This window comes from Streptomyces sp. DS1-CR2, assembly GCF_055760475.1.
The window spans coordinates 2,951,990-2,969,826 of record NZ_CM147085.1 but is presented as its reverse complement, the minus strand read 5'-3'; the positions used below and the strand labels follow the sequence as shown (position 1 = coordinate 2,969,826).

35 protein-coding genes are annotated in these 17,837 nt (G+C 69.5%); 32 read left to right on the top strand and 3 right to left on the bottom strand.

Annotated elements, in window-relative coordinates:
* Positions 1 to 25: 25 nt before the first annotated feature.
* The 3 genes from ACY0PA_RS14755 to ACY0PA_RS14745 form a co-directional block, all read right to left on the bottom strand.
* Positions 26 to 1,414 carry a tyrosine-type recombinase/integrase gene (locus ACY0PA_RS14755; protein WP_473085065.1) on the bottom strand — a complete coding sequence of 463 codons (1,389 nt, stop codon included), beginning with the start codon at positions 1,412 to 1,414 and terminating at the stop codon, positions 26 to 28.
* Positions 1,415 to 1,461: 47 nt separating this feature from the next.
* Entirely contained in the window at positions 1,462 to 1,890 is a 429-nt protein-coding gene (locus tag ACY0PA_RS14750; RefSeq protein WP_473085064.1) for a hypothetical protein, read from the bottom strand.
* Between the two features lie 156 nt (positions 1,891 to 2,046).
* The gene (locus ACY0PA_RS14745) at positions 2,047 to 2,463 is read right to left on the bottom strand and encodes a hypothetical protein (RefSeq protein ID WP_473085063.1); all 417 of its coding nucleotides are present in this window, start codon (positions 2,461 to 2,463) and stop codon (positions 2,047 to 2,049) included.
* Positions 2,464 to 2,995: 532 nt separating this feature from the next.
* Between ACY0PA_RS14745 and ACY0PA_RS14740 the strand changes: the two genes are divergently transcribed.
* From ACY0PA_RS14740 to ACY0PA_RS14585, 32 genes are all read left to right on the top strand, one after another.
* Positions 2,996 to 3,277 carry a hypothetical protein gene (locus tag ACY0PA_RS14740; RefSeq protein WP_473085062.1) on the top strand — a complete coding sequence of 94 codons (282 nt, stop codon included), beginning with the start codon at positions 2,996 to 2,998 and terminating at the stop codon, positions 3,275 to 3,277.
* A gap of 98 nt (positions 3,278 to 3,375) precedes the next feature.
* Positions 3,376 to 3,828: a hypothetical protein gene (locus ACY0PA_RS14735; RefSeq protein ID WP_473085061.1), complete on the top strand. Its 453-nt coding sequence runs from the start codon at positions 3,376 to 3,378 to the stop codon at positions 3,826 to 3,828.
* Positions 3,825 to 4,073, top strand: coding sequence for a hypothetical protein (locus ACY0PA_RS14730; RefSeq protein ID WP_473085060.1), 249 nt, complete (start codon positions 3,825 to 3,827; stop codon positions 4,071 to 4,073). The genes ACY0PA_RS14735 and ACY0PA_RS14730 overlap by 4 nt, the downstream gene beginning before the upstream one ends.
* On the top strand, positions 4,070 to 4,501 hold the full coding sequence (locus tag ACY0PA_RS14725) for a hypothetical protein (protein WP_473085059.1): 432 nt from the start codon (positions 4,070 to 4,072) through the stop codon (positions 4,499 to 4,501). Before ACY0PA_RS14730 ends, ACY0PA_RS14725 begins: the two co-directional genes overlap by 4 nt.
* Positions 4,498 to 4,725 (top strand): hypothetical protein, encoded by a 228-nt coding sequence (locus ACY0PA_RS14720; protein WP_473085058.1) that lies wholly within the window; start codon positions 4,498 to 4,500, stop codon positions 4,723 to 4,725. The genes ACY0PA_RS14725 and ACY0PA_RS14720 overlap by 4 nt, the downstream gene beginning before the upstream one ends.
* Positions 4,722 to 5,039 (top strand): hypothetical protein, encoded by a 318-nt coding sequence (locus tag ACY0PA_RS14715; protein WP_473085057.1) that lies wholly within the window; start codon positions 4,722 to 4,724, stop codon positions 5,037 to 5,039. The genes ACY0PA_RS14720 and ACY0PA_RS14715 overlap by 4 nt, the downstream gene beginning before the upstream one ends.
* Positions 5,039 to 5,461: a hypothetical protein gene (locus ACY0PA_RS14710; protein ID WP_473085056.1), complete on the top strand. Its 423-nt coding sequence runs from the start codon at positions 5,039 to 5,041 to the stop codon at positions 5,459 to 5,461. The genes ACY0PA_RS14715 and ACY0PA_RS14710 overlap by 1 nt, the downstream gene beginning before the upstream one ends.
* Positions 5,461 to 5,697, top strand: coding sequence for a hypothetical protein (locus ACY0PA_RS14705; RefSeq protein ID WP_473085055.1), 237 nt, complete (start codon positions 5,461 to 5,463; stop codon positions 5,695 to 5,697). Before ACY0PA_RS14710 ends, ACY0PA_RS14705 begins: the two co-directional genes overlap by 1 nt.
* A complete protein-coding gene (locus tag ACY0PA_RS14700) occupies positions 5,694 to 6,128 on the top strand; it encodes a hypothetical protein (RefSeq protein WP_473085054.1) in 435 nt (144 codons plus the stop codon). Before ACY0PA_RS14705 ends, ACY0PA_RS14700 begins: the two co-directional genes overlap by 4 nt.
* Positions 6,125 to 6,532, top strand: coding sequence for a hypothetical protein (locus tag ACY0PA_RS14695; RefSeq protein ID WP_473085053.1), 408 nt, complete (start codon positions 6,125 to 6,127; stop codon positions 6,530 to 6,532). Before ACY0PA_RS14700 ends, ACY0PA_RS14695 begins: the two co-directional genes overlap by 4 nt.
* Positions 6,533 to 6,637: 105 nt before the next feature.
* The gene (locus ACY0PA_RS14690; RefSeq protein WP_473085052.1) at positions 6,638 to 7,789 is read left to right on the top strand and encodes a DNA polymerase III subunit beta family protein; all 1,152 of its coding nucleotides are present in this window, start codon (positions 6,638 to 6,640) and stop codon (positions 7,787 to 7,789) included.
* A 122-nt stretch (positions 7,790 to 7,911) separates the two neighbouring features.
* Positions 7,912 to 8,856 (top strand): YqaJ viral recombinase family nuclease, encoded by a 945-nt coding sequence (locus ACY0PA_RS14685; RefSeq protein WP_473085051.1) that lies wholly within the window; start codon positions 7,912 to 7,914, stop codon positions 8,854 to 8,856.
* Positions 8,853 to 9,635 (top strand): recombinase RecT, encoded by a 783-nt coding sequence (locus tag ACY0PA_RS14680; protein ID WP_473085050.1) that lies wholly within the window; start codon positions 8,853 to 8,855, stop codon positions 9,633 to 9,635. The genes ACY0PA_RS14685 and ACY0PA_RS14680 overlap by 4 nt, the downstream gene beginning before the upstream one ends.
* Before the next feature lie 200 nt (positions 9,636 to 9,835).
* On the top strand, positions 9,836 to 10,183 hold the full coding sequence (locus tag ACY0PA_RS14675; RefSeq protein ID WP_473085049.1) for a hypothetical protein: 348 nt from the start codon (positions 9,836 to 9,838) through the stop codon (positions 10,181 to 10,183).
* Entirely contained in the window at positions 10,180 to 10,431 is a 252-nt protein-coding gene (locus ACY0PA_RS14670) for a hypothetical protein (RefSeq protein WP_473085048.1), read from the top strand. The genes ACY0PA_RS14675 and ACY0PA_RS14670 overlap by 4 nt, the downstream gene beginning before the upstream one ends.
* A complete protein-coding gene (locus ACY0PA_RS14665) occupies positions 10,428 to 11,237 on the top strand; it encodes a hypothetical protein (RefSeq protein ID WP_473085047.1) in 810 nt (269 codons plus the stop codon). Before ACY0PA_RS14670 ends, ACY0PA_RS14665 begins: the two co-directional genes overlap by 4 nt.
* The gene (locus ACY0PA_RS14660) at positions 11,234 to 11,668 is read left to right on the top strand and encodes a hypothetical protein (RefSeq protein ID WP_473085046.1); all 435 of its coding nucleotides are present in this window, start codon (positions 11,234 to 11,236) and stop codon (positions 11,666 to 11,668) included. The genes ACY0PA_RS14665 and ACY0PA_RS14660 overlap by 4 nt, the downstream gene beginning before the upstream one ends.
* 65 nt (positions 11,669 to 11,733) lie before the next feature.
* Positions 11,734 to 12,687 carry a hypothetical protein gene (locus ACY0PA_RS14655; protein WP_473085045.1) on the top strand — a complete coding sequence of 318 codons (954 nt, stop codon included), beginning with the start codon at positions 11,734 to 11,736 and terminating at the stop codon, positions 12,685 to 12,687.
* On the top strand, positions 12,687 to 13,304 hold the full coding sequence (locus ACY0PA_RS14650) for a zinc finger domain-containing protein (protein WP_473085044.1): 618 nt from the start codon (positions 12,687 to 12,689) through the stop codon (positions 13,302 to 13,304). The genes ACY0PA_RS14655 and ACY0PA_RS14650 overlap by 1 nt, the downstream gene beginning before the upstream one ends.
* The gene (locus ACY0PA_RS14645; protein ID WP_473085043.1) at positions 13,301 to 13,618 is read left to right on the top strand and encodes a hypothetical protein; all 318 of its coding nucleotides are present in this window, start codon (positions 13,301 to 13,303) and stop codon (positions 13,616 to 13,618) included. The genes ACY0PA_RS14650 and ACY0PA_RS14645 overlap by 4 nt, the downstream gene beginning before the upstream one ends.
* A complete protein-coding gene (locus ACY0PA_RS14640; RefSeq protein WP_473085042.1) occupies positions 13,615 to 13,884 on the top strand; it encodes a hypothetical protein in 270 nt (89 codons plus the stop codon). Before ACY0PA_RS14645 ends, ACY0PA_RS14640 begins: the two co-directional genes overlap by 4 nt.
* Positions 13,881 to 14,186, top strand: coding sequence for a zinc finger domain-containing protein (locus ACY0PA_RS14635; protein ID WP_473085041.1), 306 nt, complete (start codon positions 13,881 to 13,883; stop codon positions 14,184 to 14,186). Before ACY0PA_RS14640 ends, ACY0PA_RS14635 begins: the two co-directional genes overlap by 4 nt.
* Positions 14,183 to 14,416, top strand: a complete 234-nt coding sequence (locus tag ACY0PA_RS14630) for a helix-turn-helix domain-containing protein (RefSeq protein ID WP_473085040.1) — start codon at positions 14,183 to 14,185, stop codon at positions 14,414 to 14,416. The genes ACY0PA_RS14635 and ACY0PA_RS14630 overlap by 4 nt, the downstream gene beginning before the upstream one ends.
* Complete coding sequence (locus tag ACY0PA_RS14625) at positions 14,416 to 14,739, top strand: DUF6011 domain-containing protein (protein WP_473085039.1); 324 nt, start codon at positions 14,416 to 14,418, stop codon at positions 14,737 to 14,739. Before ACY0PA_RS14630 ends, ACY0PA_RS14625 begins: the two co-directional genes overlap by 1 nt.
* The gene (locus tag ACY0PA_RS14620; protein ID WP_473085038.1) at positions 14,739 to 15,113 is read left to right on the top strand and encodes a DUF4326 domain-containing protein; all 375 of its coding nucleotides are present in this window, start codon (positions 14,739 to 14,741) and stop codon (positions 15,111 to 15,113) included. The genes ACY0PA_RS14625 and ACY0PA_RS14620 overlap by 1 nt, the downstream gene beginning before the upstream one ends.
* A gap of 28 nt (positions 15,114 to 15,141) precedes the next feature.
* Complete coding sequence (locus tag ACY0PA_RS14615; protein WP_473085037.1) at positions 15,142 to 15,435, top strand: hypothetical protein; 294 nt, start codon at positions 15,142 to 15,144, stop codon at positions 15,433 to 15,435.
* A 74-nt stretch (positions 15,436 to 15,509) separates the two neighbouring features.
* The gene (locus ACY0PA_RS14610; RefSeq protein WP_473085036.1) at positions 15,510 to 15,959 is read left to right on the top strand and encodes a hypothetical protein; all 450 of its coding nucleotides are present in this window, start codon (positions 15,510 to 15,512) and stop codon (positions 15,957 to 15,959) included.
* The gene (locus ACY0PA_RS14605; protein WP_473085035.1) at positions 15,956 to 16,267 is read left to right on the top strand and encodes a hypothetical protein; all 312 of its coding nucleotides are present in this window, start codon (positions 15,956 to 15,958) and stop codon (positions 16,265 to 16,267) included. Before ACY0PA_RS14610 ends, ACY0PA_RS14605 begins: the two co-directional genes overlap by 4 nt.
* Positions 16,267 to 16,545 (top strand): hypothetical protein, encoded by a 279-nt coding sequence (locus ACY0PA_RS14600; protein WP_473085034.1) that lies wholly within the window; start codon positions 16,267 to 16,269, stop codon positions 16,543 to 16,545. The genes ACY0PA_RS14605 and ACY0PA_RS14600 overlap by 1 nt, the downstream gene beginning before the upstream one ends.
* Positions 16,546 to 16,602: 57 nt before the next feature.
* Positions 16,603 to 17,067, top strand: coding sequence for a hypothetical protein (locus tag ACY0PA_RS14595; protein ID WP_473085033.1), 465 nt, complete (start codon positions 16,603 to 16,605; stop codon positions 17,065 to 17,067).
* Entirely contained in the window at positions 17,064 to 17,264 is a 201-nt protein-coding gene (locus tag ACY0PA_RS14590) for a hypothetical protein (RefSeq protein WP_473085032.1), read from the top strand. Before ACY0PA_RS14595 ends, ACY0PA_RS14590 begins: the two co-directional genes overlap by 4 nt.
* On the top strand, positions 17,261 to 17,725 hold the full coding sequence (locus ACY0PA_RS14585) for a response regulator transcription factor (RefSeq protein WP_473085031.1): 465 nt from the start codon (positions 17,261 to 17,263) through the stop codon (positions 17,723 to 17,725). The genes ACY0PA_RS14590 and ACY0PA_RS14585 overlap by 4 nt, the downstream gene beginning before the upstream one ends.
* Positions 17,726 to 17,837 lie beyond the last annotated feature (112 nt).

Here is a 17,837-nt window from a genome sequence, read left to right as displayed (position 1 = left end):
CAGGTCCTTGACCTGCGGAAACACCCTAGATTTCTTGATCCAGATCGGCGCTGGGGAGAATCTGGGGAGAATCAGAATCAGGGGAGTCCTCTGCGGCCACAACCGCCTCACCAGCGGGGGCCAAGCCGGCGCCGGGGGCAAGCCACGAACCGAGCGCCTGAAGGCCCATGCTCCCAGACTTCGGCATGAAGTGCACATAGGTGCGCAGCGTGAACGCCGGATCCGAATGACCCAGCCAGGCAGCCAGCTGCGTGATCGTCTCCCCGGCCTCCAGCACGATCGACGCGAACGTGTGCCGCGTGACGTGGAACCCGTCCTCCCGCGGCATGTTCCACGCCTTGCGCGCCCACGGCTTCTTACCGTTGGCCTGGATGTACTCGACCTTGGGTTTGGCGAGGACGCCGGCCCGCACGAGCGCCGGCTTCCACTGCTTGTCGTCGAACGTGACCCGGTTGACCGCGCCACCGCTGATGCCCGTTGTTCGCGGCGTCGTCACCAGCAGGCGCACCGTCACCTTCGGCCGGTCCTCCCACGCCAGGTTCGGCCGGTCAGGATCCACCCACGGCAGCGTCACCTCGACCGTGGGAAACAAGTTCGCGTGCTCCTTGACGGCTTGCGCCAACTCCGGCGGGCACGGAGCGATGCGCTCCTTGTTCCCCTTTGGCGGAGCGAAGCCGAGGCGGCCATGGATGCGGACGACCTGACGGACCACGGCGATCTCCTCACCGTCGATGTCGTCCGGCGAGAACCCGAGCGCCTCGCCCTGCCGCAGGCCGGCCGCGACGCCGAGGTCGACGAGGATCCGGTACCGGGCATCGACCGCCGCCCGCACTGCGACGACGGTCTCCTGCGGCCAGGCCTTCGCCTTCGACTTCGGGACCGTGGGCGCCTTCAAGTCCTCGTCCCGGAACGGGTTGACGGGGATCCGCTTGGCCTTGTGGGCAGCCTGCATGATGGATGAGAAGTGCTGCCACGCCACGGACAGGGTGCCGACGTCGATGTTCTTCTCGGCCAGCGTCGCCCACGCCTTGACCTCGTCGTGGCCGATGCGGCTCAGCGCCAGGTGGCCGACGTGAGGAAGGATGTGGTTGAAGACCTTCGACTTCATCGACTCCTTCGTGGTTGGAGGCTTGCGAAGGTTCGGCCACCAGTGCTTTCGCACGTACTCGTCGAGGGTGATAGCGCCGTCGCGCGGATCGTAGAAGTCGCCCCGCCCGGTATCGGTCTGAGCCTCCGCCAGCCAGGCCTCGGCGCTACCCGGCCCCTTGAGATTGGTGAAGCTGCGGTCACGCACTCCCGGGATGCCGGCCACCCGCCACCGCTTGCCCTGCTTGTACCGGTCGGTCCTGCGCTTCTTGCCCGTCGCAGGATCAGGCTTCTTCGTGAACCAGCGATCTTCGATGTAGCCCGCCACGTGCGCCCCTGAGAGTCAGACCTCGACGTTGACCGTCTCGGGTGAGGTCATGTCACTATCTCGCCCTGCCAGTGCTGGAACCATTGTCCCCCGCTGAGGAACCGCTCGATGGCGGGATTGAGCACGGCGACGAACGCGTCCACGGTGGCTTCCGGGTCGACCATGATCTTGACGAGGCCCTGGTGCTCCTTGATCTCCACGAACTCGTCGACGTCGAGCTCGCCGTCAAGGTCGAGTACGTACACGACGCGGACGGGGCAGTCGGTGCTCTGCGGAGAGACGATCGTGGACTTCCACAGCTGATACCACTCGGCGCCCGCGAGGAACTTGTCCAGCTCCTCGGTCAGGGCCCTGGTGTAGTCGAAGGCGTCAGCGGTCCGTCTGATCCGGACCGTGATGATCCCGCGGTCCTCGCCGATCGTGACCAGCTGGCCGGGCTTCAGATCGTCGGCGGCTTCGTACACGACGCGCAGCATGTGCCCTCCCACAGATCGGTGCACCTGTGACAGGGACAGTCAGAAGTGCACGGGTGTGAAAGAGTACGACTAGTGATTGACCATCACAATCAGTTGCAGGAATGTCTACTTGTGGCCTTTTGTGGCCAACCGCTTGCGTGCGGGGGCTGGCCCGCGCTACTCGCTCTCGCGCCGGGCGCGCTCGTCGGCCTCGATCATCATCCGCCAACGGAGCAAGTCTTTCTTCGACTTGCCGGCGAGGTGCCCGACGATGATGCGCACCTCCTCGTCGTAGCCCGCGAGTTCAGTTGCCTCGTACTCCAGGTACTGCGACGCGGCGGCAGCCTTGACTCGGACAGGGGACTTTTCGATGGCGCCCGCGATGGCCTCTATCTGCGCGGGGGTGGGCGCCTTGGCCGGCGGCGCCTTGACGAGCTTCTGGAAATACTGCTTCGGCAGTGTGTTGCCAGTGCGCTCGGCCATCTGCTGGTAGGAGATGCCGCTGTCGTTGGCGTCCTGGACGAGCTGGGACAGGGCCCCCAGTGAGGTAGGGGCGGCCGCTCCGTGGTCAGGGGGCGTGGCCGGGGCCGTCATGTCCTCGTCCTCTCGCGTCACTTTTTTACCGACTGTCTCTCTCGCGGTGGGGTCGCGCAGGAAAACTAGCAGGTCAATCCCTACAACCATCCTGGATTTGGGACGGATCGTCTAGAGATCAATGCTACCCAGCCAAGCGCTTTATCGATACTCGCAAACCAGTCGTCCCAAAAATGTTGACGGATCGTCCCAGGAGTAGTTAACTCAAAGCCAGTGAAAGGCACTTCGCAACACGGGAGATCCATTGGCTGTGCGCTATGAACTGCGAGACCTGGACTACTTCAAAAAGACCATGGAACACCCAGGTCGGGGCCAGTCCTACACGGTTCGCGGCCTCGCTGAGGCGACCGGAATCTCCCGCACGCAGATAGGGCGCCTGGTCAAGGGTCATCAGCCCGACCTCGGCGTCAACGAAGCCCACCGCGTCGCGGGGGCCCTCGGCGTCGGCGTGCTCGTCCTCTTCATACCCCCTCCGTCCCCAAACGGGGACGCTGCGACACCGGAACCCCACCCCCATAGGAAGGAATAGCCAGTGCCCAGGCCCAGCAAGAACGAGGTACCGCCCCCCGCCGGACACGTCTGGATCGAAGAAGCCGCTCAGCGTCTGAGCCTCACCGTGCAGACGCTCTACAACTACCGGAAGCAGGGCAAGGGCCCCCAGGGCATCCCGTGGCCGCGCCGGCTCGCCTACAACATCGCCGAGATCGACGCTCACCTCGACGAGCGGCGCCAGAAGGCCACCCGCCCGACCCGCCTGCACGAGAGCCGGCCCGCCGAGCCCCGCCTCGCCAGCCGCACCCGCGCCGCCGCTTAGACGGCAAACGGCCCCAACCGCCGGGGGCTACCGGCAGCCAGGGCCTACGAGATCCACCCCTCCACCGCATGCACCTGCGAGAGAGAGAAGCGAACCCCGTGAACCACATTCTTTCATCCGCCTCAGAGCCCGAGCAGCAGACCGACCCGGTCATGGAGATCCGCGACGCTGTCGCGAAGCTCCGCAAGCACGTGAAGCACGCGACCGACGGCCCTTGGGTGACGAGCTCGGTCTGGTCGCCGCGCGGCACCGCGACGAGCGCCGTCTACTCCCACGCCCACCCGGCCGGCTCAGTCGAGTCCGAGGTCGTGGCGTCCGGGAAGATCCGTTCCGGCTATGGCGGCATCCGCCAGCCGTGGAACGCCGAGTACATCGCCCTCGTGCAGCCCGCCGTCGGCGCCGCCCTCGCCAACTGGCTGGACCTGGAGGCCGACGTCATCGCGACCCGGGTCGCCGAGGACGGCGACGTAGCTCTCGCCGTCGACATCAGTGGCGACCACGCGCTGGCCATCGCCCGCCTCATCAACGGCACCAAGGGCGGTGCGTCGTGATCGCGATGACGTTCCCGAACGTTCCGAAGCCCGACGCCGTGCTGGAGCGGATCGGCCGGCAGTTCCCGCCGCGCGTCCTCCTGGCGGAGAAGCAGGCCACGGCCTCCCTGTACCGGTTCGGCCTCTCCCTCGGCCCGCGCTACGAGGAGGCCCGCCAGCTGGCGCAGGCCGACGCCGCAGCCGCGAACAAGATCCTCGCCGCGTACAACCCGAAGCTGATCGTCACCCTCGGGGGGCTGTCATGAAGGCCCGCCTGTCGCCGCAGCGCGAAGCCGAGATCGCCGCCCGCGCCGAAGCCGCCACCGATGGGTCGTGGAGGCAGTCCGAGGACTACAACGACATCCACAGCGCGGACGGCGACCACCTCGCCAGCTACTGGCACACCGCCGACGGCGAGTTCATCACCCACGCCCGGACCGACGTGCCCGCGCTCCTCACCGAGCTGGCCGCGGTCCGCGCCGAACGCGACGAAGCCCGTGCGCAGTTGTCGACCGTCGCCGAGTTCGTTGCGAAGCGCGCCGAGTACATCACCGCGATCAACAACTGCTCCCCGAACAACCGCCACGACTACAACCGCTGGCAGGGCCACGCCGAGTCGCGACGCCAGCTCGCCCAGCAGCTCGGCCTGCCCGTCGCATGGCCCGCCGACTACGAGCAGGGGGCGACGTCATGACGACGACTCCCCGCCGGATCGACGCCCTGGACGTGCCGCTCGCCACGGTCGAGGCCGTCACGAAGTGGAAGGTCGACCTTTCCGTCGCCCGCTTGCAGTGGCTCCTCGGCCACCCGCAGCCGGCCGCCGAGGGCGAGCTCGCCGAGTACCGGCATCTCCTCCACGACGCCGACCCCGACTCCGTCTTCCCCGCCCTCAACGACCAGCCCGGGAGGGCCTCGTGACTACGTTCGCTGACCTGTCGCGCCCGCTCGCGCTGCTGCACCTCCTGGCCGCCGACCATGCGGAACTCCCCGCCCTGGACGTGCACATCTCGCAGCACTCCCCGGACTTCCTGCGCCTGTCCATCCACAACGACCTCAGCGCGTTTGAGGCGTGGCGCGAGGCGCTCGGTATCGACCCGAGGTCGGTGCGGCACAACCTGCAGAGCGGCGACACGACGACGGTCCTCACTGCCTTCACGGAGATCGCCGACGCCAAGGCTGAACTCGTCGGCTACAGCCGCAACCTGGCCCTTCTCACGGCGGTGGCTGCGTGATGGCGACTGTCTCCGAGTTCCTCCCGGTCCGCCCGCGCAAGGCGTCAGCCGCCACCCGCAGGCGGCGGGTCATGCGGCTCGCTTACCAGGTTCACCAGATAGTGCCCCAGGCGGCGACCGTCCTCCTCACCCCGGTGTGGACGGACATGCACGGCTCGGCCGAGCGCGTGTACGTCGTCACCGCCCGGTCCGCCGACAGCAAGCAGCACCTGCAGATCCCGGCCGGCGGCTCCCGCACCCTGGCCGCCCTCATGCAGGGCGCCTACCCGGGCGCCGACTGGGACCGGCCGCAGACCTGGCACAACGACACCAACAGGCTCACCACCTGGGGCCAGGCGAGCCGCGACTTCCGCGACACCGCGGACTCCAAGTTCATCGAGTCCGACGACGAGTGGGCCGCACGAGTCCTGGGCGGTGCGTGATGGCCGCCAGCGACCAGACGGCGGCCCTCGAGAACGAGCTCGCTGGCCTGCGCGCGGCTCACGACCTCCTGCTCGGCGAGCGGGACGGCCTCAGGCGCCGCGTCCACAAGCTCCTCACCCAGCGCGGCCCCATCACCGGCTGCGACGACTGCCCCGGCCGGCCCGACTGCCGCTGCGCCGACGGCCACACCGACACCACCGACTGCACCTGCCCGCCCCAAGGAGGGGACTCGTGATCACCGCCCTGCCGCACGACCCGTACATCCTCGCCGTCGTCGACGCCCTCACGGAGGGGGGCGTGGAACCCGACAGCTACTGGACCTCCGACGCCGAGACCGACCCCTACGCCACCGGCGAGGACGCGGGCTGCACCACGATGCTCAACGCCGTCATCAACTGGGACGACGACACGGATGACGACACCGGCGGCCTGCTCCTGCTCTGGGACCACCCCGCCGAGCAGTGGCAGCACGCCCGGCCCCGTGCCGAGGGCGGCAACACCGAGCCCGAGTTCCTTCCCACGCTTGGCCGGTACGCCCACCCCGACGCGGTCGCCGCCACGGTCCAGGCGCTCCTCGCCGGCGACCCGGTGCCCGAGGGCCACGCCCCGTACTGGCACGAGGCCGACGCCGTCCGCGCCGCAGTCACCGTGTGGGAGGAGTCGTGAGCGTGATCACCCGCGCCCGGAGCCTCGGCCGGCACCGCGGCAAGACCCCGCTCGAGCTTCGGATAGCGCTCGACGCCGCCGACGACCGGGCGACCCGCCTGACCGCCGCACTCGACCAGCTCGGCGCCGCGAACACCACGCTTGAGCGGCTGCTCGACCAGGCCGGCATCGACTACTCCGGCGCCCTCGAAGACGTCGCCACCCGGGACCGGACGATCGCCCAGCTTGAGGGCACCGTCCGACTCCGCGACCAGCAGATCGACGACCTGAAGCGCAAGGTCGACGTCGGCGTCAAGGCCGAGCACGTCATCGCGAAGACGCAGCCGATACCGGTCCTGCCTCTCGGCCAGGCGCCGTTCGTCGCCACCGACCCCGCGCACATCCCCGCCATCACGGTCACCTGACTCGCCGGGCCAGCCGTGACCCGACCGTCCGGCCCGGCGCCCAACGAAAAGCCCCGGACGCCTGTAACGCCCGGGGATGGACCCAGCATCCCACGGAGGAAGCCCATGACCACGATCAACGCTCACAAGCTCCAGCGGCTCATCAAGCAGACCCGCCCCCACGTCAGCGCCGACGACACCCTGCCCGCCATCAACGGCATCCGCTTCGAGTGCGACGGCATCCACATCCACGCCCTCGCCACCGACCGCTTCACCTTCGCGGTGGCCCGCGCCAAGGTCCGCGAGGAAACCGACACCTGGTCCCTCACCGTCAGCGCGAGTGACCTCGGCTGGTTCACCGCCTGGCTGGAGACCCACGAGGGCGACACCATCCTCAACCTCACAGCCGGGGACGACGGCCTGACGATCACCGACGACCGCGGCAACCTCGTCGTCCCCGCCAAGGACCACATGTTCCCCAAGTGGCAGGGTCTGTTCCGCGACGCCCTGAAGGACGCGGCCACCTCAGGTGACATGGTCAGCGTCGACACCAAGATGCTCGCCCGCTGGGAGAAGGCGGACACCCACCTCCGCACGTGGCAGACCGAACCCGAGAAGCCGCTCCTGCTCGTCGGCGATGACTTCATCGGCCTCCAGATGCCCTGCCGCTACACGGGCGATGGCAAGAACCGGGCCAAGGTGCACAGCGACTGGTCCGGCACTCTCGGCCAAGGCGGCGAGCCTGCCGCAATCGCAGTTCCGCCGGAGCCGGGCGCTGTCGCCGAGATGGCAGAAGCCATGCTCCGCCGCACCCTTCAGTCGACGTCCGAGATGTTCGACGCCGACACGGACACCGACAAGGGACGCGCAGCCTTCATCGCCTGGGTCCACTCCGGCAGCTACGCCTGGTCCGCGTACCGACTCCTTCAGGCGCTGAAGAAGGCCGACCCGGACCTGGCCGAGACGACGGTCCGCGACCTCGACGAGCAGTTGGAGTCCGGCGAGCTCGGCGAGTGGGCGTGGGACGAGGCCGATGCCATCGGCCACAACCCGAAGTCGTGGCAGGACGAGTACAACGCCCACCTGAAGAAGCGGGCCGAGGAGCAGCGGGCCAGCCACAACGCCCAGTTCCGCCTGCGGCTGGCCACGGCGCTGAACGAAGCCAAGCGCGCCGGAGTCGACTTCCGCGTCGAGCCCAACGAGTACGTGGCCTACGACGACCAGCTCGAGTCCTGGGGCACCCTCTCCGCCGCGCAGCCGGCCGATACCGCCGCCTGACCAACAACCCCACAGACGTCGCGTCGAGCCCACCCCCAGGGCTCCGCGGCACCAGGGCCGCCGCCCTGACACCCCCTGGCGCGGCGGCGGCTCTCCCTCAGCACACCCAGAAACGAGGACTCATGAGCACCACAGACCACCCTTATGCCGCCCCGTCCGGGGTGTTGCTGGGGCACTTCACCCCCGGCACCGCGGCGTGGGACGAGGCCCGCAACGGGCTCGCCATCACCGCGACCGAGATCGCCGCCGTCCTCGGCCTGTCCCCGTGGCAGTCCCCGTTCAGCCTCTGGCACAAGAAGGCCGGACTCCCCACGCCGCCCTTCGAGATGAACCCCGCCATTGAGTGGGGCAATCGCCTCGAGGACGCCGTCGCCCTCAAGTGGGAGGAAGAGCACCCCGGTTACGTCGCGGGTCCGGCCGGCACCTGGCGGAACGTTGAGCGGGACTGGCAGCGCGCCACCCCGGACCGCCTCCTGTATCCGGCGGCCGAGGACCCGTTCACCGTTCCCGACAAGGCGGCCGGCCTCCTCGAGGTGAAGACGTCCCCGTTCGGCGACGACTGGGGCCCGTCCGGAAGCGACGAGTTCCCCGTCCACTACCGCTGCCAGATCCTGTGGCAGCAGGACACCCTCGGCCTCACCGCACCCGCGCACCTCGCCGTCCTGATCGGCGGCTGGGACTACCGCGAGTACCTCGTCGAGTACGACGAGGCCGACGCCAAGGCCATGCGCGAGGCAGCCGAGAAGTTCCTCGACACCGTCCGCCGCGGTGAACGCCCGCCCATCGACGGCGCCGACGCCACGTACCAGACCATCCGCGTCCAGCCCGACGGCCTCGAGGACGTCGACGTCGAGATCCCCCTCGAAGACGCCGCCCGCTACGAGATCGCCCAGCAGCAGATGGCGACCGTCAAAACCGAGCTGACCGCCGCGAAAGGCGTCCTCCTCGACCACATCGGCACCGGCAAGCGGGCCGTCGCCGCCGGCCGCCGCATCGCCTACCGCACCGTCCGCGACGGCAAGACGTACAGCCTCAGCCCCTACAGCAGCAAGGACGCCGCCGCATGAGCCAGATCAGCAACGCCATCGCCACCCGCGACAACAACGCCGAAGCCGTCGTGCGCCAGCACAAAGACGACCTCACCCTCGTCCTCCCCTCCCACGTCAAGGGCGAGACGTGGATGCGGCTCGCCTACGGCGCACTCCGCTCCAACCAGCAGCTCATGCAGACCGCGACCCGCAACCCGGGCAGCCTCATGACCGCCCTCCAGGAGTGCGCCCGCCTCGGACACGAACCCGGCACCGAGAGCTTCTACCTCGTCCCGTTCGGCAACGAGGTCCAGGGCATCGAGGGCTACCGCGGCGTCGTCGAGCGCATCTACCGGGCCGGCGCCGTCAAGGCGGTCAAGGCCGAAGTCGTCCACCAGAACGACCACTTCAAGTACAGCCCCGACATGGACCGGCCCGAGCACAAGCCGGACTACTTCGGCGACCGCGGCCCCATCGTCGGCGCCTACGCCTACGGCGTCTTCGCCGACGGCTCCACGTCGAAGGTCGTCGTCATCAACCGCGCCTACATCGACAAGGTCAAGAAGGAGTCGAAGGGCAGCAGCCGATCCGACTCGCCGTGGGTGAAGTGGGAAGAGTCGATGGTCCTCAAGACCGTCGCCAAGCGCCTCGAGCCCTGGGTCCCGTCCTCGACCGAGTGGCGCCGCGAGCAGCTCCGTGCCGAGCACGATGCCGCCGTTGACGGGCCGGCCACCCGCATCGCCGTACCCGAGCCCGCCCCCGCACCGCAGCACGACCCCGACGACGAGGGCCCAATCGAGGGCGAACTCGTCGACTAGCCGACCGCGTGAAACGTCCGCTGCGTGGTCTGGCGTGGCCGCTGAGCTGTGAGAGCGGCACCAAACAAGATCGTGAAACCAAGTTCAACATTCAACTTGTCAGTGGCCACCCGTAAGAAAGAACTACCGCGCCACGCAACGCAGTTCGGGCTCCCGCCCGCCGCAATCAGGCGGGAGCCCGCCCACCAAGGAGACCACGCATGACCATCACCGTGCAGCCCGCTCTCGACGGCAGCATCCCCGCCCCGCGCACGACCGCGGCGCAGCGGCAGGCCGAGGACTACGAAACCTGGCTCGCCGAAGTCTGGCCCAAGTTCATAGCCGCCGCGGCGACCGGCCGCACCTTCACCACCTACGAGATCGCCGACCAGCACGACCTGCCCAACCCGCCCAACCCGCAAGCCCACTGGGGACGGCTCATGACGCTCCTCAAGGACGAGGGTTACATCCGCAAGGTCAGCTGGGCCTGCAGCAACCGGCCCACCGCCCACCACAGCGGCGTCCGCACCTGGAAGGGCACCGCCGCGGCCAGGAGGGCAGCCGCGTGAACCCGAACTGGGCTGTCGCCGCGGGCCTCGCCGCCATCGCCGGAGCGATCTTCTTCGCCCTCCACATCCGACGGGCCCAGGCCACCGTCGCCGCAATCCTCCGCACCAACCCGCCCCTCATCGAGACCAAGCCCGGCAGCGACTCCGACCTGCTCCTCGACGCCTACCTCGCCTACCACGGATCCGACGCACTCGACCGGCTCCTTGAGGCCATCGACCAGCACCGACAGGAGGGACAGCAGTCATGACGACCGCGACCAAGACGCCACGGCAGCACGGCGAACGCCGCTGCTACCTCCGCGGCTGCCGACGCCCCGAATGCGTCGAGGCAAACAAGCGCTACTGCAAGGCCGCCGACCTACGCCGCCACCGCGAAGGGCCGCAGCGCATCGACGGCACGAAGGCGGCCGAACACCTCCGCAAGCTGATCGGCGAGGGCTGGACCCGAGCCGGCATCGCCCACGAGGCCGACCTGCCCATCAGCACCATCGGTGGACTGATCGGCGGCTGGCAGAAGTACTGCACGCCCAAGGTCGAGCGGACCATCCTCGCCTTTGACCCCGACTTCGACACCGAATGCCCCGGCTACTGGGTCAACGTCATCGGCCCCGGTCGGCGCATCCGGGCCCTCGCCACTCTCGGGCACACGATGTTCTCAGTCGCCATCGAGACCGGCATCAGCTACTCGGCGATCCGCCGCATCAGCCGCATGCAGGGGCGAGTCACCAGCAAGGACTTCGCCGCCCGCATCGCCGACGTCTACGACCGCTGGAGCCACACCGAAGGCCCGTCGGTGGTGACTCGCGGCTTCGCGGCCTCTCAGGGCTGGAGCGGGCCCGACGCCTGGCAGGACATCGACGACCCGCTCTCGCTCAACTTTCACGAGCGGGCCGCTCTCCGCCGCGAGGAGATCATCCACTTCGCCTGGCACGGCGACACCCCCGAGCAGATCCTCGCCCGGCTCAACGGCGAGGTCTCCATCTCCACCGTCCGGCAGATCGTCCAGGACTGGCGCACCGGCCAGAAGCGCGACCGCAAGCAGGTGGCGGCATGAACGGGCACCGTGTCGGCGCCGCCCAGCGAGAGCGCCTCTACGCATCCACCACCGCCACCTACGACGGCGACCTCGACCTGATCGCCATCGAGAAGGCACTCAACGGCGAACCGGTGAAGCTCACCGCCGATGAGAAGCGGTACGCGGCACGGATCCTCGATGCCCGCGGCTTCGACTTCACCGCCATCGGAAAGCGCATCGGCTCCGACCGCACCACCGTCGAGGGCTGGAAGAGGAACGACTGGAAGCCCGGCCGTTCGCCCGTACCGCGCGTGTACAGCCTGCCCGCCGAGCCGAAGTGCGGCGAGCCCCGCATGTACCGCCGGCACCTCAAGAACGGCGAGACCCCGTGCGACGCCTGCCGCGCCGCCAACGCAGCCGCCGACCGCCGCTACCGGCTCACCGGCAGCCAGAAGGAAACCGCGGCGTGACCGTGCCCCGCGGCTGACCGCACCGCAACCCGCCTTATCCGTACTGCCGCCCGAAGGAAGCTCCGATGCCCTGGTTCAGGATCGACGACAAGGCTCACTCCCATCCGAAGCTGATCAAGGCTGGGAACGCTGCGCTCGGTCTGTGGCTGCGCTGCGGTGCCTACGCCGCGCAGCACCTGACCGACGGCATCGTGCCCGGCGTTGTGGTCGAGCTGTACGGCACCAAGCCCCAGGCGGCCAAGCTCGTCAAGGCCGGCCTGTGGCACGAGCACGGCCACGACTGCCGCAGCGACTGCCCCAACCCGGCCCCCGGCGACTACGTCTTCCACGACTTCCTCGACGACGGCCGCAACACCTCACGAGCCCGTCACGAAGCCGAGCGGAAGAAGGCCCGCGACCGCCAAGCGAAGCACCGCGAGGGGGCCCGCGGAGACGAGAACGGCGACCAAAACGCGGCCCAAAAAAAGAACTTTCACGATGAAAGTTCCTCGAAAAAAAGTGAAAGTGCTTTTGAAAAATCTCAAAGTTCAGAAGGAGATGCAGGTCAGGAGGGTGAGTCACGGCGTGACGCTTCCGTCACGGGTATCCATGCCGGTGCCACTCCTTACCCCAGTACTTCCTACGGAAGTACTGGTGCTGCTAGCGAGCAGCGATCAGGCGGCCTCCCGGACCCTCTCGCCGAACTGAAGCGCGGCATCGCCAACGCCGGCCTCACAGGCATCGCCTGGGACCTCCGAGACTCCGGCACCGAGTACGCCCGCCAAGCCATCAACCGCGTCGGCGTGAGCGCGATGGTCACCTACGCCGTCAGCTCCGCCCGCCTCAAGGGCAAGCCGGCCGGAGCCTCCGCCTGGCTTCAGGGCTGGCGCTCCCTCGAAGCCCCAGAGCAGCAGGACGGCGTCAGCTATCTCCCCGCCGCCGTCGGTGACTCCTTCCCCACCCGCCAGCAGCAGGAGACCAACGACCTGTTCGACCGCGCCATGCAGCGCGCCAAGTCCCGCATGAACCAGGAGGATTGATGACCCCCGACGAAGTCGTGGTCCTGGCCCGCTACGTGCGCGCCCTGTGTCCCGGCCAGAAGTTCGACGAGTTCACCCCCGACGCGTGGCACGACGTCCTGGCCGACTTCCGTCTCGCTGACGCCCGCACTGCTGCCGCTGCTGTGGCTCGTAAGCAGCCGTTCGTCAGCCCGGCCGAGATCATCGCCGAGATTCGCAAGCAGCGTGACGATCGCGCTGACGGCTTCCAGGGGCCTGGCCTGTCCGCGGCGATCCCCGACGCGGACCCGGACGACGTACAGGCCTACCTGTCGGCGCTTCGTGGCCAGCGAACCCGCGCCGCAGACGGTCTGGAGATGAAGCCGCGGCCGATCGCCCAGCTACTTGCCGGCGTCGGACGCGAGATCCCCGACGAGCAGAAGCCGGTCCGCCGGCCTGGCCCGCTCGGGGTCGAGTGCCCCAAGTGCAGTGCGGCGATAGGCCGCCCGTGCCGGATGCCCGGTGGCAAGGAGCGCGCCCCCCACGGCGCCCGCAGCGGAGACGCCAGCGACCCGGCCGCCGAGGCTGCCGAGGTCGAGCGGCGGCGTGCAGCATCTGCCCGGCACCTGGCCCGCGAGCAGGGCGAGGAGGCGTCGTGAACGACTTCGAGCCGGAGATCGACGACATCAAGGCGATGCGGTCCGAGAACGGCGGCGCGGACCTGCGGGCGTTCATGCGGCAGCAGATCGCCAACGGTCGCGCCCGCCGCGAACAGCCCAAGTCGAAGCCGGTGTTGAAGCCGCCCGGCCACAAGCCTGGCGCCTGGCCGCCGGGGACGTCGCCGCCGGGCCCGCCGCCCGAACGGCAGATCCCCGCCCACGTGTGGGACGCGGCCGTCCGGCACTACCGCAACACCGAGCACTTCCCCGACCAGCCCTGCGACTGCGGCAACTGCCCTGAGGAGAACCGATGACGGACCACAAGCCGGAGCCCTGGTTCTGGGAGGCGGGCAGCGAGCACTGCCCGCACGGGCCGGAGCCGGAGGACGACACCAGCCCCGAGTGGGACGAATGGAGCGACCGGCACACCGGTAGCCCGCAGGACGTCGTGATCTGCCTGGACGCGCCGATGGGCGACCACTGCCCCGAGTGCTCCTACGACCACAACGACCCCGTCCCGTGGTCCGCCTGCGACGAGCGCGAAGTTACTGATCAGTCCGCCACTGAGGAGACCCGATGACCCTGCACGCCGGTGCCCCGATGCCCGACAACCTCCGCCACTGGATGCGCGCGAAGCACGACCCCGCCCGCGCCGTCCCGTGCAGCCACTGCGGAGCCGGAGCGCACAAGCCGTGCCGACTGCGTACCACCGGCCGGGTCCTCATCGAGCCGCACCCGCAGCGCCGCTCCGACTGGGCGAAGGCGTCGGCCTGCTGCCCCGACTGCCAGGTCGAGCCGACTGTGCCTTGCCACGACGAAGGGCGCGCCCGCACCACCGTCCACAACCGCCGCTACCAGGAAGCCGAGGAAGTCGCCGCATGAGCACCTGGCACAAGATCCGCCCCTGCTGGACCGACGCCGACGAGTACGACGTCGACCTCATCGTTCGCGACCGTCGGCCAGTTGACGGCCTGACTCGTCTCGAGCGGCTCATGGTCGCCCGTGGCCTCACCGAACGCGCCGTGCCGGCCGAGGAGATCGCCCGGATCGTCGGCGTCACCCCGCGCAGCGTCTACCGCTGGCGGTCCGAGGGATTCAGGCAGGCCGCCTGATGCCGCACGTTGATCCCCGCCCGTGCTCCGAGTGGGCGCCGGTGTTCCACCCGCATCTGCCGCCCGTGATCCGCGGCCGGCGCGTGGTCGATGTGGCGCTGCCGGAGCCGTCGGAGGTGCCGCGGTGCCGTCTGTGCGGGCGCGTGCTGCGTTCGGAGGGCTCGCGGGCCGCCGGGGTCGGCCCGCACTGCGCGAGGCGCCTAGGCGGGCGTACAGCGGCCCGAGCCTCGCCCGCCAGCCCAACCACCACGCCAGTCCCGCACATTCCAGGACAAACCGAACTCCCGCTACAGCCGTTTCAACCGACCTTGGAGAGCCTCTGATGCCGAACCGAATCCAGCGCCGCCGCACCAAGGGCTGGCGGAAGCCCGAAGGCGCCGTGTACGTCGGCCGCCCCACCCGCTTTGGCAACCCCGCGCGGCTCATCCGCGTCGACGACGGCCGACTCATTGTCCGATGGGACCTCAACGGCCAACCGGTCGGCACCTGGCCCGCCGACGGCCTTGACGCCCGCCGCTACGCAACCGAGCTGTACGCGTCATGGATCAGCAAGCCCGAACAGGAAGACACCCGCTCCCTGTTCCGCGCCCTGCTGCACGGGCGCGACCTCACCTGCTGGTGCCCGCTGCCCGAACTCGGCCAGCCCGACCACTGCCACGCAGCCGTCTTGCTGCGCCTCGCCAACCCCACCCCGTGACCCCCAACTCGACCCGAAGGAGCACCACATGCGCAATCGACCCGACCTGCTAGAGGAGCTCTTTGCCCTGCCCGCAGCCGAGGTTCCGCCGCACACGCCAGCCGAGGAGCTGCAAGCGGCATCGCTGATCCTCCGCACCCGCCGCGGATACGTGGCGTCGGCGCTGTTCTGGTGGCTGCGTGACACGGCCACGATCCACTCCCCGACTGCTGACGGCCTCGACTGCGAGCGGGACGGCGACGGCTGGCCCTGCCTCGACATGCGTGCTGCACGGAAGGTCGCCGAGGCCATCAACTGCGGCCTGTACGACCCCACCCCGTGACCACAGCAGCGCACCGCCCGGCTCGAATCCGGGCGGTGCTTGCCCCAGCCTTCCACGAACCCCAGGAGATGACCATGACCGAGATCGAAGACCAGGCTGTGCAGATCCTCAGCAACGAGGGCGCCCAGTGCGGCAACTGCGGCGACCAGCCCGGCGACCGCAACTGCCCCGACTGCGAGAAGTGCCGCCGCGGGTACGTCGCCGCGCTGGTCGCCGCCGGATGGGGGCCCCAGGCCCAGCCCGCCGGCCGGGACCTCCGCAACCGCATCGCCCAGGCGATCCGTGGGCTGAACGAAGGCGGGACGCTCGCTGACCTTGATGAGGAACCCGACGTACTCGCCATCGCCGACGCGGTGCTGGCCGTCCTCCCCGCCCCCGCCGACCGGGCCGCCGTGCTGCGCGAGGCTGCCCACGCCATCGCCGCGCTGCCCAAGCACCGAGACTCTGGCACCGGCCTGACTGACGCTGCCGACGCGCTCCGTCGCATGGCCGACGAGGCGCAGCAGGCGGGGGAGGGCCGATGACCGCCGTCGACCTGCCCACGCCGATCGTCGTCCAGCGTCACCAGTGCCCGCACTGCCGCCGCTACACCCGCGCCGACCCTGCCCGCGTCGTGTGGCACATGGGCCGCTGCCTCAAGAACGCGGCAGCCCGCAACTGCGGCACCTGCGAGCACCACCAGCCGCAACAGCGCGGCGAGGACTGCTACCCGGGCCGGCACTGCACCTGCAACGACTGGGACGAAGCCTGCACCCACCCCGAAGGGCCCGAGGTCGACTACCAGTTCCCGGTCCAGGGCTGCCCGCTCTGGGAAGGCGAGGAGGCCGGCTGATGCCCCGCTCCAAGTGGCCGTCGGCGGCCCACATCCAGCAGGCCGTCGACGAGATGCGCAAGCCCGACACGAACCTCGACCCCGACCGCGAGCACTACACCGGCCCGCTCGCCGACTGGCTCGACCAGGCCGCCAACGAGATGGCGTGGCTCGCTCCGTTCCGTGACCACGAAGGCGGCTACCGGCCCTGGCGTGCGGCCACCCGAACCGCCCACGGACTCCTCGACCTGCCCGGCCCGGACGACTGCCCGGTCTGCCACCCGCCGCGACGTACCTGACCCGACCCTGGGGCGGCGGTTCCGGCCGCCGCCCCGCCCCACCGCAAGGAGCACCACATGCCCGACCCGACCGTTACTGATCTTCGCCGTGAGCTGGAGAAGGCCCGCGACGCCCTCGCTGCAACCGAGACGCACCTTGCCCGGCATGCGGAGATGAACGCGGCTCTCCACTGCGCCGAGCGCGTCATGTACTCGCCGCTCCACGCCAAGGTCACCGCCGCTATAGGCCAGATCGACCACGCCCTCGCGCGCACCGACCAGCCGGCCACGCCCACTCTCGACAGCCAGGACCCCGACGGAGTCTGGGCCGCCCTCGTCACCGACCTCGACCGGTGCGAGCACGGCCGCCACCAGGGCGACGACTGCGGATCCTGCGGCGGCGTGTCACGCGGCAACCCGCACATGATTCCCGGCTCGGTCATCGGTTACGGCGGTCGCGGCGACAAGATCGTCATGCCCGACCGCGACCACAAACACGATCCAACCGCCTGGCGTCAGCCCAACCCCGGGAGCCAGTCGTGACCGCCGCGAAGCCGGCCGCGAACCTGCCCAAGTCGCGCCGCCGCCAGCCGCGCTACATCAGCGCTGAGACCGAGATCATGCTGCGCGACTGCTTCGCCGGCGAAGTCCCCTCGTTCGTCATCCAGGACGCGCTCCGCCGCCGCGCCATCGACCTCGGCCGACTCGACCCGATCACCGGCACCCGGAGGTCCGCATGACCACGCTGACCCCCCGCGAGGTTGAGGTACTGCGCCTGATCGCTAACGGATTCACCTACGAGGAGATGGCCGAGCACCTGTCCATCGGTGTCGGCGGAGCCAAGGGAGCAGCCAGCCGCATGATGCTGCGCCTAGGCGCCCTCAACGCCCCGCACGCCGTCCTCCTCGGCGTCCAGGCCGGAATCCTCAAGGGGCGCGTCAAGAAGCGCCCAGGGCCCAAGCGGATGCCGCTGACAGGCAGGCAAGCCGAAGTCCTGACCTCCTCATCGGACGGTGCGCCCATCTCCATCGTCGCCCGCCGGCTCCACACCACCCCGCAACAAGTCTCCGCACGGCTCTCCGAGAGCTACATCCGCCTCGGCGTCACCCACCTGCCCCGCCCCGAACGCCGCGCCGCAGCCGTCGCCGAAGCCCGACGCCGCGGACTCATCCCCGGCGAGCATCAGGAGGGCGCCGCATGACCGCGATCACCATGGCGATGGCCTGCCTCTTCGCCTACCTCGTCCTCGCCCCGCAGCCGACCTACGACTGGCAGCCCGCACCCGCCAGCAGCACCGCCCGCCCCTGAACCAC

Coding starts and splice junctions, on each gene's coding strand:
- ACY0PA_RS14690 (WP_473085052.1), top strand. CDS start 6,638: ATGACCACGATCAACGCTCACAAGCTCCAGCGGCTCATCAAGCAGACC.
- ACY0PA_RS14675 (WP_473085049.1), top strand. CDS start 9,836: ATGACCATCACCGTGCAGCCCGCTCTCGACGGCAGCATCCCCGCCCCG.
- ACY0PA_RS14650 (WP_473085044.1), top strand. CDS start 12,687: ATGACCCCCGACGAAGTCGTGGTCCTGGCCCGCTACGTGCGCGCCCTG.
- ACY0PA_RS14710 (WP_473085056.1), top strand. CDS start 5,039: ATGGCGACTGTCTCCGAGTTCCTCCCGGTCCGCCCGCGCAAGGCGTCA.
- ACY0PA_RS14595 (WP_473085033.1), top strand. CDS start 16,603: ATGCCCGACCCGACCGTTACTGATCTTCGCCGTGAGCTGGAGAAGGCC.
- ACY0PA_RS14685 (WP_473085051.1), top strand. CDS start 7,912: ATGAGCACCACAGACCACCCTTATGCCGCCCCGTCCGGGGTGTTGCTG.
- ACY0PA_RS14605 (WP_473085035.1), top strand. CDS start 15,956: ATGACCGCCGTCGACCTGCCCACGCCGATCGTCGTCCAGCGTCACCAG.
- ACY0PA_RS14725 (WP_473085059.1), top strand. CDS start 4,070: ATGAAGGCCCGCCTGTCGCCGCAGCGCGAAGCCGAGATCGCCGCCCGC.
- ACY0PA_RS14600 (WP_473085034.1), top strand. CDS start 16,267: ATGCCCCGCTCCAAGTGGCCGTCGGCGGCCCACATCCAGCAGGCCGTC.
- ACY0PA_RS14750 (WP_473085064.1), bottom strand. CDS start 1,890: ATGCTGCGCGTCGTGTACGAAGCCGCCGACGATCTGAAGCCCGGCCAG.
- ACY0PA_RS14655 (WP_473085045.1), top strand. CDS start 11,734: ATGCCCTGGTTCAGGATCGACGACAAGGCTCACTCCCATCCGAAGCTG.
- ACY0PA_RS14665 (WP_473085047.1), top strand. CDS start 10,428: ATGACGACCGCGACCAAGACGCCACGGCAGCACGGCGAACGCCGCTGC.
- ACY0PA_RS14635 (WP_473085041.1), top strand. CDS start 13,881: ATGACCCTGCACGCCGGTGCCCCGATGCCCGACAACCTCCGCCACTGG.
- ACY0PA_RS14615 (WP_473085037.1), top strand. CDS start 15,142: ATGCGCAATCGACCCGACCTGCTAGAGGAGCTCTTTGCCCTGCCCGCA.
- ACY0PA_RS14680 (WP_473085050.1), top strand. CDS start 8,853: ATGAGCCAGATCAGCAACGCCATCGCCACCCGCGACAACAACGCCGAA.
- ACY0PA_RS14610 (WP_473085036.1), top strand. CDS start 15,510: ATGACCGAGATCGAAGACCAGGCTGTGCAGATCCTCAGCAACGAGGGC.
- ACY0PA_RS14705 (WP_473085055.1), top strand. CDS start 5,461: ATGGCCGCCAGCGACCAGACGGCGGCCCTCGAGAACGAGCTCGCTGGC.
- ACY0PA_RS14640 (WP_473085042.1), top strand. CDS start 13,615: ATGACGGACCACAAGCCGGAGCCCTGGTTCTGGGAGGCGGGCAGCGAG.
- ACY0PA_RS14625 (WP_473085039.1), top strand. CDS start 14,416: ATGCCGCACGTTGATCCCCGCCCGTGCTCCGAGTGGGCGCCGGTGTTC.
- ACY0PA_RS14720 (WP_473085058.1), top strand. CDS start 4,498: ATGACGACGACTCCCCGCCGGATCGACGCCCTGGACGTGCCGCTCGCC.
- ACY0PA_RS14630 (WP_473085040.1), top strand. CDS start 14,183: ATGAGCACCTGGCACAAGATCCGCCCCTGCTGGACCGACGCCGACGAG.
- ACY0PA_RS14620 (WP_473085038.1), top strand. CDS start 14,739: ATGCCGAACCGAATCCAGCGCCGCCGCACCAAGGGCTGGCGGAAGCCC.
- ACY0PA_RS14660 (WP_473085046.1), top strand. CDS start 11,234: ATGAACGGGCACCGTGTCGGCGCCGCCCAGCGAGAGCGCCTCTACGCA.
- ACY0PA_RS14585 (WP_473085031.1), top strand. CDS start 17,261: ATGACCACGCTGACCCCCCGCGAGGTTGAGGTACTGCGCCTGATCGCT.
- ACY0PA_RS14745 (WP_473085063.1), bottom strand. CDS start 2,463: ATGACGGCCCCGGCCACGCCCCCTGACCACGGAGCGGCCGCCCCTACC.